General features: G+C 71.1%; 15 protein-coding genes. 9 read left to right on the top strand and 6 right to left on the bottom strand.

The features are described 5' to 3' along the window. The first annotated feature begins 109 nt into the window (after positions 1 to 109). Positions 110 to 553 (top strand): DUF1622 domain-containing protein, encoded by a 444-nt coding sequence (locus AB0B96_RS07490; RefSeq protein ID WP_362897065.1) that lies wholly within the window; start codon positions 110 to 112, stop codon positions 551 to 553. After that, a complete protein-coding gene (locus tag AB0B96_RS07495; RefSeq protein WP_362897066.1) occupies positions 546 to 866 on the top strand; it encodes a hypothetical protein in 321 nt (106 codons plus the stop codon). The genes AB0B96_RS07490 and AB0B96_RS07495 overlap by 8 nt, the downstream gene beginning before the upstream one ends. Here AB0B96_RS07495 and AB0B96_RS07500 read toward each other — a convergent pair. Beyond that, positions 848 to 3,637 carry a DUF6493 family protein gene (locus AB0B96_RS07500; protein WP_362897067.1) on the bottom strand — a complete coding sequence of 930 codons (2,790 nt, stop codon included), beginning with the start codon at positions 3,635 to 3,637 and terminating at the stop codon, positions 848 to 850. The genes AB0B96_RS07495 and AB0B96_RS07500 overlap by 19 nt on opposite strands. Further along, entirely contained in the window at positions 3,634 to 5,001 is a 1,368-nt protein-coding gene (locus AB0B96_RS07505; protein WP_362897068.1) for an SWIM zinc finger family protein, read from the bottom strand. The genes AB0B96_RS07500 and AB0B96_RS07505 overlap by 4 nt, the downstream gene beginning before the upstream one ends. Positions 5,002 to 6,282: 1,281 nt before the next feature. Between AB0B96_RS07505 and AB0B96_RS07510 the strand changes: the two genes are divergently transcribed. The 6 genes from AB0B96_RS07510 (at position 6,283) to AB0B96_RS07535 (ending at position 13,821) form a co-directional block, all read left to right on the top strand. Beyond that, entirely contained in the window at positions 6,283 to 6,666 is a 384-nt protein-coding gene (locus tag AB0B96_RS07510) for an Lsr2 family protein (RefSeq protein WP_362897069.1), read from the top strand. A 159-nt stretch (positions 6,667 to 6,825) separates the two neighbouring features. Then, a complete protein-coding gene (locus tag AB0B96_RS07515; protein ID WP_362897070.1) occupies positions 6,826 to 8,094 on the top strand; it encodes a M20/M25/M40 family metallo-hydrolase in 1,269 nt (422 codons plus the stop codon). Positions 8,095 to 8,396: 302 nt separating this feature from the next. Further along, positions 8,397 to 9,923, top strand: a complete 1,527-nt coding sequence (locus tag AB0B96_RS07520) for a hypothetical protein (RefSeq protein WP_362897071.1) — start codon at positions 8,397 to 8,399, stop codon at positions 9,921 to 9,923. A gap of 75 nt (positions 9,924 to 9,998) precedes the next feature. Continuing rightward, on the top strand, positions 9,999 to 11,153 hold the full coding sequence (locus AB0B96_RS07525) for a DegT/DnrJ/EryC1/StrS family aminotransferase (RefSeq protein ID WP_362897072.1): 1,155 nt from the start codon (positions 9,999 to 10,001) through the stop codon (positions 11,151 to 11,153). 345 nt (positions 11,154 to 11,498) lie between these two features. Next, positions 11,499 to 12,590, top strand: a complete 1,092-nt coding sequence (locus AB0B96_RS07530) for a GNAT family N-acetyltransferase (RefSeq protein WP_362897073.1) — start codon at positions 11,499 to 11,501, stop codon at positions 12,588 to 12,590. A 19-nt stretch (positions 12,591 to 12,609) separates the two neighbouring features. Continuing rightward, positions 12,610 to 13,821, top strand: coding sequence for a DegT/DnrJ/EryC1/StrS family aminotransferase (locus AB0B96_RS07535; protein WP_362897074.1), 1,212 nt, complete (start codon positions 12,610 to 12,612; stop codon positions 13,819 to 13,821). A gap of 34 nt (positions 13,822 to 13,855) precedes the next feature. On the opposite strand, the gene AB0B96_RS07540 is transcribed toward AB0B96_RS07535, so the two are convergent. The 4 genes from AB0B96_RS07540 to AB0B96_RS07555 all read right to left on the bottom strand — a co-directional run bounded on the left by AB0B96_RS07540 (position 13,856) and on the right by AB0B96_RS07555 (position 16,973). Further along, a complete protein-coding gene (locus AB0B96_RS07540) occupies positions 13,856 to 14,290 on the bottom strand; it encodes an ATP-binding protein (protein WP_362897075.1) in 435 nt (144 codons plus the stop codon). 165 nt (positions 14,291 to 14,455) lie between these two features. Continuing rightward, entirely contained in the window at positions 14,456 to 15,274 is an 819-nt protein-coding gene (locus tag AB0B96_RS07545) for a DUF1206 domain-containing protein (protein ID WP_362897076.1), read from the bottom strand. A 37-nt stretch (positions 15,275 to 15,311) separates the two neighbouring features. Next, positions 15,312 to 16,244: a Ppx/GppA phosphatase family protein gene (locus AB0B96_RS07550; RefSeq protein WP_362897077.1), complete on the bottom strand. Its 933-nt coding sequence runs from the start codon at positions 16,242 to 16,244 to the stop codon at positions 15,312 to 15,314. A gap of 12 nt (positions 16,245 to 16,256) precedes the next feature. After that, the gene (locus AB0B96_RS07555; protein WP_362897078.1) at positions 16,257 to 16,973 is read right to left on the bottom strand and encodes a methyltransferase domain-containing protein; all 717 of its coding nucleotides are present in this window, start codon (positions 16,971 to 16,973) and stop codon (positions 16,257 to 16,259) included. Between the two features lie 456 nt (positions 16,974 to 17,429). Between AB0B96_RS07555 and AB0B96_RS07560 the strand changes: the two genes are divergently transcribed. Then, entirely contained in the window at positions 17,430 to 19,262 is a 1,833-nt protein-coding gene (locus AB0B96_RS07560) for a tetratricopeptide repeat protein (RefSeq protein WP_362897079.1), read from the top strand. Positions 19,263 to 19,340 lie beyond the last annotated feature (78 nt).

Below are 19,340 nucleotides of genomic sequence, written 5' to 3' on the forward strand. Positions count from 1 at the left end.
GGAGGGCGACGCGAGCGTCCGGTTCGCGCCACTCTCCGCCTCCGGGCGGCGCGAACCGGGCGGCGACCGCGGGTGCATGGGCCGGGATCCGGCGGGGTACCAGCAGCGCATGCCCGATCTTCTACCGGAGGAGACCCTCCGGCGGCTCGTCGACCTGCTGGTACGCCTCGTCGAGGCGGCCGGGGCGGCCGTCATCTTCGTCGGCGCCGCGATCGCGTTCGTGCGGTTCGTGCTGGTGGCCGTACGGCGGCACGAGGACGGGTTCATCGCGGTGCGGCTGTTCCTGGGACGCTTCCTCGCGCTCGGCCTGGAGTTCCAACTGGCGAGCGACGTGCTGCGCACGGCGATCGCGCCGAGTTTCCCGCAGATCGGACAGCTCGCGGCGATCGCGGCCATCCGCACCGCCCTGAACTTCTTCCTGAACAAGGAGATCCAGCGGGAGGGACGCACGATGAGCGAGGCACGCGGGGGCGCCTCGCAGGCCGTCCCCGGCGGGCGGGATTCGCCGGACGACCCCGGCGGGCGCGTCCCGCCCGGTGCGGGGAATGACTGACCTCGCCCGCACGCTCGTCCCCCTCATCGTCGTCATGGGACTGGCCGCGGCGCTCGCCGTCCTCCTCTCCGGAGCCGCCGCCGGCACCGCTCTGGGAGTGCTGCTCGACTTCCTCCTCGCGGCCGGGCTCCTGCGCCTCTCCCAGGCCCAGACCTGGGCGGCGATCATCACCGCGGCGCTCACGGTGCTGATCCGCAAGCTCGTCGCCACGGCGTTCTCGGCGTTCTCCGCACACGCGACGGGACGGCGTCCGCCCGGCCACCGTCCCGCCACCCCCGCCCCGAGCGGACGGACTCAGGACCGTACGAGATAGTCGTGCAGGCGGCGGCACTGGCGGCCGAACCCCGACGAGGAACGGCGTGACGACGGGGCGAGCCCGGTGATCTCTCCTCGCGCCCCGGCCCGGCCTGCCACCTCCACGCCCAGGGCGACGAGCTCGGTCGCGCCCGAGCGCGGCCGCTCCCCCTCCCCCGGCAACACGTGCGGCAGTGCCGCCCGGATCACCTGCCAGACCTCTCGGTGGGCTCCCTGCCCGGCCGCCCGCCCAAGCCCGGCCACCGCGTGCGGCAGCTTCACCCAGGTCCGCTCCGTGAGCAGGGCGAGCTGCCTGCCGAGCGCGTCCGCGGGCAGGTCCCCCCTCGCCGCCATCCGCAGTACCAGCCGCACGCCACGGTCCGGATCCCGTTGGGCGAGGAAGAAGGCGAGCAGCAGCGCGATCGGCTCACCGGCCGGCCCCTCACCGGCGGTGAGCGCCTCGACGTCTTCCGACTGGACCCCGGGCCGGTACCAGGAGTGGAGCAGATGAGGGAGATAGCCGGCGGCGACCACGTCGCGGTGCGAGGGCAGGACGGCGGGCCACCAGCCCAGGCACTGGCCATGCATCTCCCCGTGGCTGCTCGGCACCTCGCCGAGCAGCTCGTCGACGAAGGGCAGGCCGGTCGTTTCGGCCCGCACCCGGGGGACCGGATTCAGGCGGGCGCCCGGAGGCGGCTCGTGTTCGTCGGTGTAGCGAACCCCGTTCTCGCTGAACGTCCAGCGGACGCGCGTCTCCACCTCGACCGGCCCCTCCGCCAGCCACCGCGCCGCCCGGCGCCCGGCCTCGGAGGTGAGCCCTCCGGCCCGGACGACCGCCTCGGGCTCCACGGTCGCCGGCAACCGCAGCAGCGCCTGCTGGAAGTCGGCGGGCAGCGGCTCGGCCCCGGTGGCCTCGATCGCCTCCAGCCGGGTGAGGAAGACGGCGGGATCGAGGTGACCGGTGGCGGCGGTCGGGGTCGCGAGCAGGACCGGCGGCAGCGTTCCCGCCCTGAGCGCGGCGAGCACCTCCGCGCACCGCCGGAGCACGAACCGGTGCGGCGCGGAGACGTCGTGCTCACCGGGGAGCCGGTCGGGTCTGAGCTCCCGGGCGGCGCCGTACGCCTCCCCCGGTCCTGCCGCCCCGCCGCCCTCGCCGACTCCGGCGAGGACCCGCATGATCTGGTCGCGCGCTCCGGCGAGAAAATCACCGAGGAACATCTCCCAGCCGCCCAGGCTCCCCGAACCGGTCGTGACGTTCCCGAAGGTCCACCCCTCGGAAACCTCGGGATCCTCCCGAACCGCCGGTCCGGGGTCGGCGCCGGGGATGACGAGTTCGGCGGCGATCGCAGTGAACCAGTCGTGCGGCGCGTACCAGTCCTCCCTCCGGTAGAGCTCGTGAATCCGGTCGACGCTCTCGCTGAGCGCGGCGCGCAGCGCCTCGCGGTCCTCCGCCGCGAGCAGGACGAAGCCCGCGAGCCACCGCTCGGCCTCCTGCCAGTCGCGAGACGAGCCCGCGCGGACCAGTTCGGCGACCGTGCCCGGCGGGTCGGGGAAGGCTCCTACCGGATCGGGTGGGATGAGCGGCGGCGGGACGAGGACCTCCGGCTCGGCCTCGGGCTCCGGCTCTCCCCCGACCGTCTCGGCGAGGAGCCGTCTCAGGTCGGGTGGGAGCGCGTCCAGCGCCGAGCGCAGCGTCTCCGCGCCGAGCGGGGTGAGGTGTGCCGCGTGCTTGGCCGCGAGACGCGTGGCGCGTTCCTGTACGGCGTACGCCTCGTGTCCGAACGCGGACGCGAGAGCCGGAGCCAGCTCGTCGGCCCGTTCCGGCGACCGCCGCAGAGTCTGGTCGAGCCAGGTCAGCCCGGTGCGCACCAGCCCGCTCTCGGCGCGGAACAGCACGCCCTCCAGCGCCTCGGTCACGTCGGCCGGGTCGAGGTGGTCGAGGCGGCGCAGGTGCCTGAGCGCGAGTTCCGCGACCGGCCCCGGCGCGGCCGGCAGCAGGCGCAGGTAGTCGCGGGCGCGGGCCTCCACCTCCGCGTACGTGGGATCGAGCAGCTCGTGGAGGCGGACGAAGAACCGCAGGTCGACGGCGTCCCCTCCGCGCAGGAACCGGCTCACGCAGCCGTTCACGAGCATCTCGCGGCTCGCCCGCCCTTCGCCGCCCAGCATGGCCAGGGCACCGAGCCAGGAGTCGGAGCGCAGCGGGGTGCTTCGCTCCTCGCGCAGGGCGCGGCCCACGCCCTGCGCCTCGAAGATCCTCGGCAGCAGGGTGTCGAAGAGCGGATCCCTGCGGAGCCTGCTCGCACTGGGCGGCGTGGCGAGCCAGCCGAGCACGAGCGGGTCGTGCTCGGGCGGGGTCACGCCGGTACGGCGGAGCAGGTTCAGCGCCAGCGGCACCCCCGGTGAGGTCCGGTCGCGGATCCGGAGCGTGAGCCGGGTGACCAGATCGGCCTGCCACTCGGGCTCCCGTGCGGAGATCACCGTCATGAGGGCGTCGGTGTCGCCCGGCCTCTCCCAGCTGAAGAACGCGAATTCGCGGCGGTTCAGCCAGGTGGCCACGGCCGCCGCGCCACCGAGCGAGCCCGCGCCCGCCACCCGCAGGCGTTCTCTCCGCGCGCCCCGGCTTTCCCACCGCTCGAAGTCGTCCGTCCCGAGACGCACCGACCTGAGGTGTCCCGGCAGTTCCTTCGCGACCTCCTTGCGCCCGGCGGCGTCGAGCCCCGCCATCCGGGCCGCGAGTTCGTCGAGGCCACCGTTGTCGATGAGGTCGCGGACCTCGTCCCAGACCGTCATCGGGAGTCCTCCCCGACGTGGGAGAGCGGCGCCACCGGAGAGGCGTCCGGGGTGCCGGCGGCCATCCGGGCGGCGAGCACGTGCTTGCAGGGGCCTCGCGAGCCCCGGTGGTCGTACCACCACGGGCAGGTGCACGACCCCTCCGCCATCCGCACCAGGCGGACACCGCCTCCGGTGGTCACCTCGGCCGAATCGGCACCGGTGAGGCGGACGGCGCCGGAGGCCACCAGGGCGCGGGCGGAGCCGAGCCTGGGGTTCAGCGCCGCGACGTGGTCGCGGTCGTAGGGCAGCTCGCGGTGGAAGTGCGCGGCCTCGAAGAGGTCGTAGCCGACCCGGCCCGCCGTGCCGAGCTGGGTGAGCGCGGCCCGGACCCGCTCCGGCGCGAGCCCGGAGCGTTCGGCGAGCAGGCCGAGTTCCAGGGTGGGCTCGAAGTCGAGCAGGACGCCGACCAGGTCGGCGTCGCCGGCCACCACGTCCGAGGAAAGATCGTCCAGGACGGCTCCCTCCCCGGAGAAACCGCGCCAAGCCTGCGGAGAAAGCACCAGCGTGTACCGCATACCGGGCAGTTCCAGCTCCCAGGCGCTCGCCCCCGAGCCGTCCGTCGGCCCGTACACCCGCAGAGCCTTGGCGAAGCGCAACAACGGCATCATCGTCGCCAGCCTGCCGGCCCCGGCCAGATGGACCCCACCGGGTACGGCCCGCTCCGAAAGTCTCAGTTCCCTGCCCGCGGGGACCGCCCACACCTCGGCCGTCGCCCGCTTCGGCAGGCCGCGCAGGAACCTGACGGCCTGCGGCCCGGCGAGTTCGGCACGCAGGTCGAATCCGGAGGCGATCACCTGGACCTCCGCGAAACCGCGCAGCCACCGGTCGGGCAGCGGCACCTTCTTCTCCACGACCGCGCCGTCCAGGGTGGTCACGGTGAGCTCGTCGGGGCCGACCCCGACGTGCAGCGGGTCACGGGCGCCGACCCTGGCCAGTGCCTCACGCAGCGGGTTGTTGACGTCCACGTTGGTGGTGCCCCGGTCGAAGATCTCACCGTCGAGGGCGGGGCCGAGCACGTCCAGCCGGGCGTAGACGCCACCGCAGGCGGAGAAGGACTCGAATCGAAGACGGTCGCCACCACAGGTCACGACCGGATCGCGGGTGAATCCCGGCTGCGGCCGGTGGTAGCGGGCCAATGCCACGTCGGCGACCGCGAGCAGGCCGGTCGCGGCCGGTGCGGCCTGGGTGAGCACTCCGCTGAAGAAGCGGGGATGGTCGAGAAACCCCGACGTGGTCCGGCCACCGGATGTCGACAGGCCCAGATGTCCGTCGGCGAGTGTGGAGGGGCCGGCATAGGCGTAGGCCTGCACTGCGTTCGTCATGAGCCGGACGGTAGAGATCGCTACCGACAAATCCGCTCTCGTCCGCACGGCAGGCGACGGCCACCGACGCCGAGGACTCCTGCCGAAGCCGCCGGGACTGTTCGGGCTCCTGGAGTTCCCGGGACTCCGGAGCGAAGGGCCGAGGGTTCGGGAGCCCGTCCGAGGCCCGGGACCGGCGGACCTCCCGGCCGCCGGGCGGGCCGGAGGGGAGTCCCCGGTGAGCACGTCCGGGCGATCCGGTGATCGGGCCGGACGGCCGGGCCCCGGACCCCGGAGGTCCGGCCGAACCGGGAACGCCGGGATCCGGTCAATACGCCTATCCGATCTCCGATCGGTTCGCGAACAATTCGGGGAAGGCCGCGCGATTGATCCGGGTGATGGAACGGGCCAATGTCGGCCAAGGAGCAAACGACCACCGCCGTCCCCCCTCTCCCGCAATGCGAGACGCCCGGAATCATACGGTCCGCAAGGCGAGTCTTGCCTTACCGGAGAGTGTCGAGATCACACCTCAATGTGATCGGCAACGTACCGGCGGCGCCTTCGAAGGCGCCCGATACCGGACACCTGAAACCCGTGCACGGGCGGCGCGCATTCCGGGGGGCGGGGAAGCCATTTGTCCTCCGGAATCCCGGAACGCGCTCGGTTACGAACTTCCGGCGTGCGCGAATTGTCCGCCGAGCGTCCGGCGCGACCCGCGCGAAGCCTCTCCTTCCACCTCTCCCGACCTGGCCCACCCCTCGTCCCTTCCGTACGGTCTCGGTGTGACAAGTACCGTGAGCAGCGAAAAGGGAGCGAAAGAACCTGTCTGCCGGCCGAGAGGACCGCCGCGGCAGGCCGGCGCCTCCGGCGCCACGGAGCCAGGGAAACGAACCGCGGCCGAACGACGCACCGGAGTGCCCGAAGTGGTGGAAGTCGATTTTTTTCCGGGCGGCCAGGATGGAAACCACCCGGAGGTCACGAAACTCCAAAGCGCCCCGGCCCTCCTTCGGTAAAGCCCGCCGGGGCAGCCGACAGAGCCCGGCATACAAGCCGCCAAGGGGTCCCGGTGTCGTCGTCGTTTTTAATGCCCCGCGAACGGGAAGCATTTACCAATGACGTGGAGACGCCGGAGTTCGACCTCGAGTAATTAACCTGAGAGAGTGGATCTCCGGCGAACAGGGGTTTCCTGGGCGCGACAACGAAAGGAGGGACTAGAGTTTTACGCGCGGGGAAGAGACGCGGGACCATCGTCGGCCGGGTTCACGGCCGCACGCTCCGGCGCCAAGATTAAGGAGTCACACAATGGCACGTCAGCAAGTCGTCACGTTCACCGATGACATCACCGGTAAGAAGGCCGACGAGACCGTCTCGTTCGGCCTCGACGGCACCGCCTACGAGATCGACCTGAGCTCGAAGAACGCCACGAAACTTCGCGAGGCCCTCAGACCGTTCCAGTCCGCCGCCCGCAAGGCGAGCACCTCCATGGGCCGCAAGGGCAGGTCGAAGGGTTCCGGCGGCAACCGTGAGCGGAGCGCCGAGATCCGGGCGTGGGCGAAGTCCCACGGGATCGAGGTGAGCGAGCGCGGACGCATCGGAGGAAAGGTCGCCGAGGCGTTCGCCGCGGGCGACCCCAGCGTGGCGAAGGGCTCGACCAAAAAAACCCCGCAGACCACGCACAGCGAGTGAGGCCGGGCTCCCGGACCCTGCAGGGGTGGCGGCGTCATAGCCGACCGGGAGTGCTCAAAACGACCACATAATGACCACATGGGGTGCTACTTCCAACCCGGAGGGGTATGCACCTTTTGATGAAAAGCTTTGGGAATCTGGCTCCGGGGGCGTTCTTTGATGAGCGAGGTCGCACAGATCTGTTCGGATCTGATCAGATTCGACACCACCAATCCCGGCACCGGTGAACGTCCGGCGGCCGAGCACGTCGCCACCCTGCTGTCCGACGCCGGGATCGAGCCCGTGGTGTTCGAGTCGGCCAGCCGCAGGACCAGCGTGATCGCCAGGATCCCCGGCGACTCGCCCGAGGCCCTGCTGATCCACGGCCACCTCGACGTGGTCCCCGCGAGGCCGTCCGACTGGCGGATCCCCCCCTTCTCCGGCGAGGTCTTCGGCGGATGCGTCTGGGGCCGGGGCGCGATCGACATGAAGGGCACCCTCGCCATGACGCTCACCCTGGTCCGCGACTGGGCCCGGCGCGGGGTGCGGCCGGATCGGGACATCGTCCTCGCCTTCCTCGCCGACGAGGAGGCCACCGGCGAGTACGGAGCGCGTTACGCGGTACGGCGCCACCGCGAGCTGTTCGACGGCTGCACCGACGCGATCAGCGAGTCCGGCGGCTACAGCGTCGAGGCCGGGGGCGCGCGGATCTACCCCGTCGCGGTGGGCGAGCGCGGTACCGCCTGGATGCGGCTCACCGCGACCGGCGTCGCGGGCCACGGCTCCCGCCCGCCGGTGGACAACGCGGTGGCCGAACTCTGCCACGCCATGTCCAGGATCGCCTCCCACCGCTGGCCGGTGCGGCTGACGCCCGGAGTGGCGGCGCTGATCGAGGACCTGTCGGCCGTTCTCGGCGAGCGCATCGATCTCGACCGGCTGGAGGAGGAGGCTCGGCGGCTCGGCAGGATCGGCGACCTGTTCGGGGCGCAGATCCGCAACTCGGCGAACCCGACGATGCTCCAGGCGGGCTACAAGGTCAACGTGGTCCCCGGCACCGCCGAGGGACACGTGGACGGGCGGTTCCTGCCAGGGCATCGGGAGGAGTTCCTGGAGACGATCGACCGTCTGCTCGGCCCCCGGGTGACCCGGGAGTTCGTCAACATCGAGGACGCCCCCTCCGCCCCGATGGACTCGCCGTTCTTCGACCGGCTCCGCGCCGCCCTGGTGGCCGAGGACCCGTCGGCGCGACCGGTGCCGTACGTGATGTCGGGCGGCACCGACGCGAAGTCCTTCGCCGGGCTCGGCATCAGGGGCTATGGCTTCGCCCCGCTGATGCTCACCCCGGACCTCGACTACTTCGGCATGTTCCACGGGGTGGACGAGCGTGTCCCCGTCGAGGGCCTGGAGTTCGGCGTCCGCGTCCTGGACCGCCTCCTCACCTCCCGCTGAGGTGATCTCGGCCACTCCCGCTCATCCCAATCCCCATGAAAACGGGGCAGCCTCTATCACAATCAAGCCCTGCCTGGGACTTCCGTATACATGCCGGACACGGCCCGCCGGAAACTGGGGCATCATGACTCACGTGCCGATTCTCATGTACCCCCCGGTGACCGGCAGATCTCGCGACGAGACGCGAAGGCCGGTGACGCGCCCTTCCGACACCGTCGACGAGACCACCGCCCCACCCCGCCCGAGCGATCCGCGGCGCTCCCGCGCCGCCTTCGGGGACGGCGCGGATCGGAGAGACCGGCGTGAGTGAGCACGGCACCGGCCGGCACGCCAGGCCGGGGAGCGGCGCCCCCACGCCGGGCAGCGGGCCGGACATTCTCCGCCCCGGCGCGAACACGGCCTCCGGTCTCCGTACAGCCGGCGGCAAGGTCGATGCAAGCGGCCCGGCCGACGATGGCGGCGTGACGCGCGACGGAGGCGAGCGGGCGACGGGCGGGACGGCCACCGAGGCACGCGGGACCGGCCTGATGGACCGCCTCCGCAAGGACCTCAGGAACCCACTGTTCCTGCAGGGCTACGCGCTGATGATCAACACGGGGATCACCGCCGTGCTGGGGCTCGGCTACTGGTTCCTCGCCACGCACCTGTACAGCGCCACCGCGTTCGGTGAGGGACAGGCCCAGATCAGCGCGATGCGGCTGTTCTCCTCCCTGACCGGGCTCGCCTTCGCGGGCGCCATGGCCAGGTTCATCCCGGTGGCCGGGCGCCGCACCGCCGAGTTCATCCTGCGCGGCTACGCGGTCGCCGGAGCCACCGGCCTGGTGGCGGCGCTGGGGTTCCTGCTGACCTTACCGCTGTGGGGATCGGTCTACGCCGACCTCGGCGGGCTCGGTCCCGGCCTGTTCTTCCTCGCCTCGGTGCTCGTGTGGACGATCTTCACCCTCCAGGACGTGACGCTGGCCGGGCTACGCAACGCCGTCTGGGTGCCGGTCAACAGCCTGGCGTTCGGCCTGGTCAAGATGGGCCTGCTCATCGCGCTGGCGCACGCGCTGCCGCAGGGCGGCGTCTTCGGCGGCATCTTCGTCTCGTGGATCGTGCCGACGGCCATAGCGCTGATCCCGATCAGCTGGCTCATCTTCGGGGTCATCATCCCCAAGCACGTCAAGAACACCGAGGTGACCGCGGCGAACCCGCCGCGCCTGCGCGAGGTGGGGCGTTTCCTCGCCGGAGACTTCCCCGGCGCGTTCTCCATCCTGCTGATCCTCTATCTCGTCCCGGTCATCGTCGCGGGCTGGCTCGACGACGCCCCGACGTTCGGCTATTTCTCGATAGCGCACACCCTGGGCTCCATGGTCGGGCTGCTCGCGGCCAACATGGCGGTCTCGCTCACCGTCGAGGGCTCCTTCAACGCCGCCCAGCTGGGACAGAGCGTGCGCAACGCGCTGCGGCGCACCTTCCTGATCGTCGGGCCGGTCGTCGCGGTGGTCGTGATCGGCGCGCCGCTGATCCTGGGCGTGTTCGGCCCGGGGTTCGCCGAGGCGGGCACGCCGCTGCTGCGCCTGATGGCGATCGCCGTGCTCCCCCAGACGGTGATCGAGATCTGCCTCAGCATGCTGCGCGCCCAGAGCGAGGCACGCAAGCTCGCCCTCGTCCAGATCGGGATGGCCGTCCTGGTCCTCACCTCGATAGCGGTGCTCTTCCCCCACTTCGGAATCGCCGCGGTGGGCTACGCCATGCTCGGCAGCCAGCTCCTGGTCGCGCTGCTGATCTTCCCAAACATGCGCAGAGTGATGAAACATGGCAAAACATCCCAGGTGGCGACCGGTTAGGGCGACACGGCCCTTCCGGTTTGCGGTCGCGATGTCGTACGTGATATCTGGTCTCCGGTGACTCCTGAGCACATAGTGGCGAAGCGGACTCATCGCCTCTGTCTTCCGCTGCCTTCCAACCGCCTTGGCCTGTATCTGGCCCTGCGGCACTGGTGCAGCCCCGGTCAGCGGCTGCTGATGTCACCGCTGTCGGCGGACGAGATCCTCTTCCTCGTGCTCGCGGCCGGGCTGCGCCCGGTCATCGCCCCCCTCTCCCTCGACGACGGCAACATCGACGTCGACGCCGTCGACCTCGACACGGTCGACGCGGTGCTCACCACCAACCTGTACGGCCTGCCGGACCGGGTGGCCGCGTTCGGCGGCAAGATCCTGATCGAGGACGTCGCACACGCGATCGAGACGAGCGTGAACGGCAGGCCGATCGGCACCTTCGGGGTGGCCGGCGTGTTCAGCCTGTCCAAGCACGCGGGAGCGGGCTCCGGCGGAGTGATCGCGGTCGAGCACCTCTCGGATCTGCGCGCCCTGGAGCGTGACCGCGACCGGCTGCTGCAGCCCGGTGTCTTCAAGAAAGAGATCCACAGTGTGCTGACCTCCGCGGGCCGGCACGCCGCGCTGCGCCTGAACATGGTCCGCCCGGCGCTGAAGGCGATGCGTGCCCTCGGTATGGAGGAGGAGCGCGAGGGATACCGCATCGCGCCACGCCCCGAGGATCTGCTCAAGGCGATGGAGTACGCACCCCAGCAGTTGCCGGCGTTCGACTCCTGGGTCCGGGCCGACCTGCACGACTACCGGGCCAGGCGGGGCCACCTTTCTCGCTGGTACCAGTCGAGGCGCCTGCACGCGCTGCCCCGCCAGCGGTCGCGGCGGATCGCCGGTGTCTCGACGCTGGCCGCGCTGCCCACCGTCGCCCCGGCCGTACGCCGCCACCTGGACCAGCCGCTTTTCCGGGTTCCGCTGCTGGTCTACGGCCGCGACGCGGCCATCGCCGAGCTGGAGCGGCACGGGGTCGCCACCGGATACCTCTACGACCCGCCGTACGACGGTTACCTGCCCGAGTTCACCGACCCCTCACCCGAGCCCGAGGTGGCGCGCTGGTGGGCCCGGCACGTGCTGCCGATCGACCCGCTGTACGCCCATCGCGCCCTGCCGGTCATCGAGCGGCTCATCCCCGCGGTCCCTCCGCTGCCACCCAGGACGCCCTCGGGACCGGCCTCCTTCGACGTCGCGTAGCGAGCCTGCCGTATTACCAAGCGAACTATCTCGTTACTAAGCGAATAGGGCGATATCCCGATAGATTCAGCGCATCGGGTGGCGATTCGAGGGAAGAGCGGATCGGGGGATTCGCCACCCGGGAAGTCGGGGGATCGGCGGTTCGTGATCGGGGGATCAGCCGCCGCCTGGTTCTGGGACGGTTTCCACGTGCCGTGACGCACGTCCCCATGCCCACCGTCCGGACCTCCCCTGCTCCAACGACGTCCGATTGCCTGGTCCCAGGCTTCGAGAAAGGACCATCGGCCTCGTGAACGGTAGGTTCGCGCACACCGCCGGTCGCCCCGGCGCGACGGGGGACGGCGCATGAGAATCAGCGTCATCCGGCCCGCGGAGTTGGGCCCGGCCGAGATCTCGGCATGGCGCGGAATGCAATGTTCCACCTCACACCTGGACAATCCCTTCCTCAGTCCGGACTTCACGATCGCGATGGGCGAGGTCCGCCCGGAAGCGCGGGTAGCGGTGATCAGCGAGTCCGACGGGCCCGTGGGGTTCTTCCCCTTCGAACTGCACGGCGGCGGGGTGAGTGCCGCTCTGGGCGGGTGGGTGTCGCTCTCCCAGGGGGTCGTCCACCGGCCGGGCGCCGAGTTCGACTCCGACGCCCTGCTTCGGGCGTGCGGGCTGAGCGTGTGGGAGTTCGGCTGTCTGGTCGACCACCAGCCGTGGTTCAAGCCGTTCGAGACGCTCAGGCAGGAGGCCGTGGTCCTCGACTTCTCCGACGGCTACCACGCCTTCCTCGACGAGCTGCGCGGACGCTCCCCGAAGTTCCTCAAGTCCACCCTGTACAAGGAGCGGAAGCTGAGCCGCGACGTGGGCGAGGTCACCTCCGAGTTCACGGTGGACGACCCCGAGAGCTTCCGGCTGCTGCGCCGGTGGAAGTCCGCCCAGTACCAGCGGATGGGCCGCGCCGACCGCTTCGGCAAGGCGTGGGTCGTGGAGCTGGTCGAACGCCTGCACGCCGTCGACACCGACGACTTCGCGGGGCCGCTGTCGATGCTGTACGCCGACGGCAGGCCTGTCGCGGGTCATTTCGGGCTGCGCACCGGCACGACGATGATCGGCTGGTTCCCCGCGTACGATCCCGAGTACGCCAGATACTCCCCCGGCCTGATCCAGCACCTGCGCATGGTCGAGTCCGCCGCGAAGCTCGGGATCACCTCGCTGGACCTGGGCATCAGCAACGGCTCGGAGTACAAGGACGCGCTGTGCAGCAGGACCGTCCCGGTCACCGAGGGCATCGTGCGCCGCCGGTCGATGGGCGCGGCGGCGCACTGGCTGCGTACCGAGCCGGTCCGCCGGGTGCGGCGGTTCATCCTCGACAGCCCGGTCCTGTACGGCGCCGCCGACCGGGCCATGAAGCGATACGGTCGGCTGCGCACCGGCAGGAAGAGTCGATGAGCCCTCGGAAGGAGGCCCGATGAGCGCCCGCCTTGCCACCTCCGGCCCCGCGGACGGCCGCCGCGCGCTTGAGGCGGTCATGCGTGACCGGATCGGCCAGGAGTGCCTCCACGTGCCGTCCGCCAGGTTCGGCCTGCTCCTCGCGCTGCGCCACTGGTTCAAGCGCGGCGACAGGGTGCTGATCTCGCCGACCAACTGTGAGACGGTGCTGTTCGTCGTGCTGGCCGCCGGACTTGAGCCGGTGATGGCGCCGGTCTCCTGGCGCGACGGCAACATCGACGTCCCCGCCGTCGACTGGGCCGGACTCGCCGGTGTCGTCACCACCCACCTGTACGGTCAGCCCGACCGGGTGACCGAGCTGCGCGCAGAGTGCGACCGGCGCGGCGTGATCCTCCTCGACGACGCGGCGCACGCCATGCAGACGACCGTGGAGGGCCGCCCCGCGGGCACGTTCGGTACGGCCGGGGTGTTCAGCCTCGCCAAGCACGGGCGGGCGATGTCCGGCGGGTTCCTCACCGCGGAGGACCCGGCCGTGCTGCCCGAGCTGGCGCGTGCCAGGGACGAGCTGCTGCTCCCCGGAGGGGCGCGCGCCCAGTTGCTCGGCACGCTGCGGCCCGTGCTGCGCGAGACGATCTACCGCACCGGGCTGGTCAGGCCGATGTGGCACGCCCTCAAGGCGCTGGGTCTCGTGCGCTGGACCGGCCACCGCTGCCCGCCCCGCGAGGAGGAGTTGCGCGCGGTCGTCGCCGCCGACCCGGTCGACCCGCGCGCCATGGACCACTGGCTACGGATCGACCTCGACGACTGGCGGATGCGCCAGGGGGCGCTGCTCCGCGGATACCACCGCTCCCGGTTCCGGGTGATCGACCGCGAACGGGAGCGCCGGGTGGCCGGGGTCGAGCTGCTCCGCGCCCTGCCCTGGGCGGCCGACGGCGTCCGCGAGGCGGCGCCGCTGCCGCTGCTGCGGGTGCCCCTGCTGGTCGAGAACCGCGACGAGGTCGTCGCCCGGCTGGAGAGCCGCGGCGTGGTGCCCGGCTTCATCTACGACCCGCCGCTGGACGACTATCTGGACCGGGTTCCCTCGGGGCCGACCCCACAGGTCGCCCGCTGGTGGACCGGTCACGTCCTGCCCGTCGACCCGCTCCGCGCCGCCCGCATCGCCGGGCTGCTGGCCGACCTGGACGTCCGCCCGGCCACGCGGCCCTTCACGACGCCGCGTCGGCCCGGCTGAGCGAGGAGGCGCTCCCGCCCGGTACGCGGCGGGTCTACCGGGCGGCGGCGAGGTCGCCCGTGCGCAGGTCGGCCATCTCCAGCTCGAACCAGACCCTGTTGGAGCCCGCCTCCCTGATCATGCCCCAGCGGTGGGCCAGCGTCTCCAGCATGGGCAGGCCCCGGCCCCCTGTCGCGTCGGCCGAGGCTCGGCTCGCGGTGGGGGCCTGGCAGGAGCCTTCGTCCTGGACCGAGACGCGCACTCCCGCCGGTGAGTGGACCACCGTGACGGTGAACGCCCCGCCGTCCCCCGACCTGGAGTGGATCACCGCGTTGGTGGCGATCTCACTCGTCAGCAGGACGCAGTCGTCGTGGAGGGGGTGGTCTCGCCCCAGAATCACCGAGACCAGGCGGCGCGCTCTCGCCACCTGGTCCGGGGACCCCGCCAGGCGGAGAACCCATTCACTGCCGTCGTACTCCGACGAGTCCATACCGCCCCCTCCGATGACGTTTCACTTCTGGGAAGACGCGGAGGTCGGCGGGGAAGATGTCGCGGAAAAGTAGGAATGTGATCACTTACCGGATAGCCAGGTGAGGCTTGCCAAAGCGGCTTTCACCTGCGTGTCCGCACCTGGCGTACCGTGCGGTTCCATCCGTCACAGACGGCGCCAGCGAGCCTCGAAGAAACAGTAGGCCGCGAACAGCAGCAGACCGATCGCGATGAGACCGAGCAGCCACGGACCGACAGGGGTGTCGGCGAGCGAGCGCAGCGTGGAGTCGACGCCCTTGGCCTTGTCGGGGTCGTAGGTGATCGCGGCCTGGATGATGAAGACACCTGCGGCCACGGCGATCGCGCCTCGGGCGATGAAACCGGCCATGCCGAACTTCTCGGCGAGGTTCCGCGCCTTCGCGGGCATCTCTCCGGTGCGCAGGTCCTCAAGGAACTTCTTCTTCCAGCCCTTGTGGATCCAGTAGCCTCCCAGAGCGATCAGCCCCAGCCCCATCAGGCCCACCAGGAACTGCCCGGCGGGCAGGTCCATCAGCATCGCCGTGATGTCCTTCGACTGGCTGTCCGACGAGGAGCCCGAGTCCCCGCGCAGCAGCACGTTGAGCAGCGTCGCCACCACCAGCGAGTAGACGACCACCCGTGCGGCGGCCTCCACCCTGTCCTTGGTCTGGCCGCGGCCGATGACGGCCTCCGACAGCTGCCAGGCGACCAGCGCGACGAACCCGATCACCATGAGCCAGAGCAGGAACGTCCCGAACGGCTGCTCGGCCACCGTCTCGATCGCGCCGCTGTTGTCGGCTTCCTTGCCTCCGCTGCCACCGCCGAAGGCGATCTGCAGGGCGAGGAAACCGATCAAGCCGTAGAGGACACCGCGGCCCGCTATGCCGACGCGCGCCAGCCTGTCCAGTGTCTGACTGTTGGCCGCTTTACGAGCGGCACCTTCCACATGAGCCTGAGGGGTGTTCATAACCACCCGCTCTTACCTGTGAGCGCCCCGGCAAACCTTACCGTTCGGGCATCGCGTCCAACCGCCGCAGGATCACTCCCTCGCGCAGCGCCCAGGGGCACACCTCCAGCTGGCTCACCCCGAACAGGTCCATCGCGGCGTCGGCGACGATCGCCCCGGCCGGCAGTTGCGGCGCCCGCGCCTCGGAGACCCCGGGCAGCTCGGCACGCTGCCCGGTGGTCATCTTGACGAGCCGGTCGGTCCACCCGACGAGGTCGGTGTGCCTGAGCACCCGGCGCACGGACGGCCCCTCGTTCGAGGGCGCGGCCCCGGCGATCCTGGCGAGCTGTCTGAACGTCTTGGACGTCGCCACCGCGTGGTCGGCCTGACCGTATCGGGACACGTTGCCCACCGTGCGGGCGATCTCGGTCCGTACGTGCCTGCGCAGCGCCCGCACCTCCTCGGCGGGTGGCGGGTCGGCGGTGAAGCAGTTACGGGTGAGCCGGCCCGCCCCCAGCGGGAGCGACACCGCCACATCGGGCTGTTCGTCGATGCCCGAGGCGATCTCCAGTGATCCCCCGCCGATGTCCAGCACCAGCAGCCGCCCGGACGACCACCCGAACCAGCGGCGCACGGCCAGGAACGTCAGCCTCGCCTCGTCCTGGCCGGACAGCACCTCGATGTCGACCTGCGTGTCGGCCTTGATCCTGGCGAGGACCTCCTCGCCGTTCACCGACTCCCTGACCGCGGAGGTCGCGAAGGCCATGAGGTCCTCGACCCCCTTGTCCTCGGCGAGCCGCAGCGCCTCCTCGACGAACCCCTGAAGCCGCGCGGCCCCTCGCGCGGACAGGCGATCGCCGTCCTCCATGTGCTCGGCGAGCCTCAGGTCCACCTTGTGGGAGTACGCCGGCAGCGGCCGGGCCCCCCGGTGCGCGTCCATCACCAGCAGATGGACCGTGTTGGAACCGATGTCGAGAACGCCCAGTCGCATGGGACGAAGTTACTACCCCCGCGGGCCCCGTCGGTCCGGGGTGCGCGTGTGAACGCTCACCGCGTATCCGCCGCCGTCGTAGGGCGCGCCCTCCCACGTGGCGAGGCGCCTCAGCGGGGAGAGCCCCGAGTCGCGGCACCAGCCGTCGTAGTCGGCCAGGGTGACCGTCGCCGAGGCGAGCGGGAGGTGGGCGGCGTCCAGCCCGAACCCGCTCACCAGCAGCCCGCCGGGCCGCAGCAGCGCCGCGAGGCCCGCGACGGTCCGCGCCTCGGTCCCTGGGGCGAGCAGGGGGATGACGTTTCCCGCGGCGACGACCATGTCGAAGCTCCCGCCCTTCTCGCCGCTCTGAATGTAATTACCCCGTTCATCCCGTACGATCCGGTTCTCCTGACCCGTACGGTCCGCGAGCGCCACGGGATCGCCGAGGTCGGCGAGGTCGGCCAGTATCCAGGGCAGGCGCGGCGCGACCCTCCGGGCGACGGCGAGCATGGACGCGTCGAGATCGACGCCCACGCAGTCGTATCCCAGCTCGGCGAGCCGGATCGCCACCCGCCCGGTGCCGCACCCGGCGTCCAGCACCCGGGCCGGCGGCGGCAGCAACTCCGCGCACAGCCGCGCCTCACCGTGCATGTCCGCTCCCGACTCGGCCAGCCGGGCGAACCTCTCCGCGTACCGCTCCCCGGCGTCGCCCCCGGCGATGTCCGTCCAGCGACTCCTCGGTTCTCTCATCGCACCAGGGTCTCACCCGCGGGGGGAGCCCGCCGCGACGGCCGGACCCGGAGGGCGTCGCGGCTCTCCACGGTCCCCCGTCACGCGTACGAGACCACGAGGCGAGCCGATGCGGCACGTCAGCGGCTCCCTGCGCGGATCGCGGACAGGCCGGTCTCAGCGAGACCACCACGCGGCACCTGTCCATAGGACTGTCCGGATCAGGCCACGATAAGAAATACTTCTTGTCAATATGGGCGATTACTGCGAATACTTGCAATTTGTTATTATTCGTGAGGAAGGCCCGCAATGAAGCGTGTTATTGTTCACAAGCCTGGCACCATCGCACTCAGTGGCACCGCCAGCCCTAAACACATCGGCTGAGGCGGAATCGCAGAACCGGCGTCCAGCGATGGGCGCCGGCTCCCCGGTAGAGTCATATCACCAAATATCGACTAATCGAGTTAAAGGAGTCCGGTGAGTCGGGGACAGCAACCGCAAGGAGACCCGCCGCCCCCCACCGTGGACACGGTGGACGCGGATCGGCGCCTGCGCGGGCCGTACACCGCCGGGAGCGCGATCGTCTCCGCCCTGCTACCCGCCGCCCGGCCCGAACTCGTCTCCCGCTACGACATCGAGTTACGCGCCGTCGCGCCCGACCTGCGCGATCGGATCCCCGCCCGGCGCCGGTCGGTGGCCGCGAGCCTGCCGGCCGCGGAACGGATCCTGGTGCACGCCCCGCGCCGCACGCTGCGCCTGGCCAACGGTCTGGCCGAGTTCGTCCGTGAGCACCTGTCGGAAACCGGCGCCCGCACGTTCGTCGTCGAGAACATCGACCTGGCCGACCCCACCGACCTCGAGCTCCTGACGGTGCTGCGGCGCCGTGTCCCCGGGAAGCTGCTCACCGTGCTGACCCGGGAACGTGCCGTTCCCGAGGAGAGCCTCGACGCGGAGCGGCACGACGCCCTCGCCGACGAACTGGAGAGGAAGGGGACACTCGGCGCGCGACTCGGAGCGATCCCGTACCACCGCGAGCGCGGCGGTGACCCGTCGAAGGCGGTGGAGGCGTTCCTGTTCGCGGTGCAGTGGTGCTTGGACGAGGGCTACCACGACGCCGTGGTGGATCTCGGCGAGCGTGCCCTGCGCCTCGCCCACCCCGACGACGACCCCGCGACGTGGTGGCGGCTCCTGCACAGCACGGCGACCGCGCTGGCCGCACTCGGCCGCGAGGACGACTCGGAGGCCCTGTTCGATGTGGCCAGGCGCGAGAGCCTCTCCCCCGTCGTCCACGCCTCCGCCGCCTACGCCACCGGAATGCTGAAGGTCCGCCGTCGCGACCCGGCACAGCGCGACCCCGACGCCGCGCTGGCGCTGGTGAACCAGGCGATCGCCATCTCCTCGCTGCTGCCCGATCCTCGCGAGCGGGCGTTCAAACTGGGGTTCGACCTCAACGGCCGGGCGCTGGTGGAGGTGCGGCGCGGCCGTCCCGCCAAGGCCCTGGAGCTGGTCCAGGAGGCCGTCGCCCTGGCCGATCGAGACCTGCTGCCCGGCGAGCACCCGATACACCGGCTGGTGCTGCTGGCCAACAGGGCGCAACTCGCCGTGATGCTGGGCCGTCCCGAGGACGCGCTCGGCGACCTGAACGCGGTGATCGCGGCCGACCCCGGCTATCCCGACTACTACATCGACCGGGGCAACCTGCTGCACCGCCTGGGCCGGATGGACGAGGCGGTCGCCGACTACGAGACGGCGATGCGGGTCGGCCCTCCTTTCCCCGAGCCCTACTACAACCGGGCCGAGATCCGCTTCTCTGCGGGTGACCATCGAGGCTCGCTCACCGACCTGAACCACGCGCTGGAGCTGGACCCGGAGTTCGTGGACGGCCTGGCCAACCGGGCGGGGCTGCTGGCCGCGCTCGGCGAGTACGCCGCGGCCAGGGCTGACACCGAGACCGGGCTCGCCATCGATCCCGCCAACCCGTACCTGTTGTGCGCGCTGGGCCAGGTGGAGACCGCCGAGGGCCGCTACGACAGGGCACGCACCGCCTTCGACCGTGCTCTGGAACTCGCCCCCTCGCTCGCCGCCGCCTGGGCGAACCGAGGACTGCTGGCGTTCGAGACCGGCGATCCCGAGGGGGCCGTCGCGGACTTCACCCGGGCGCTCGACGCCGGTGACGATCCCGCCCTGCTGTTCAACCGGGCGATGGCGCTGCGCGCCGCCGGACGCGACCGGGAGGCGGTCGCCGATCTCACCCGCGCGCTGGAACTCGCCCCGGACGACGAGGACATCAGGCGCGAACTGAAGTCCTGACCCCGTACGGCCCCTGACCGAGGCACGGCGAAGGCGCCGGAAAACATTCCGGATTCGGAGACTGGAAGCAGAAAGTCA

The sequence above is a fragment of the Streptosporangium sp. NPDC049046 genome (assembly GCF_040649155.1).
Taxonomy (GTDB): Bacteria; Actinomycetota; Actinomycetes; order Streptosporangiales; family Streptosporangiaceae; genus Streptosporangium.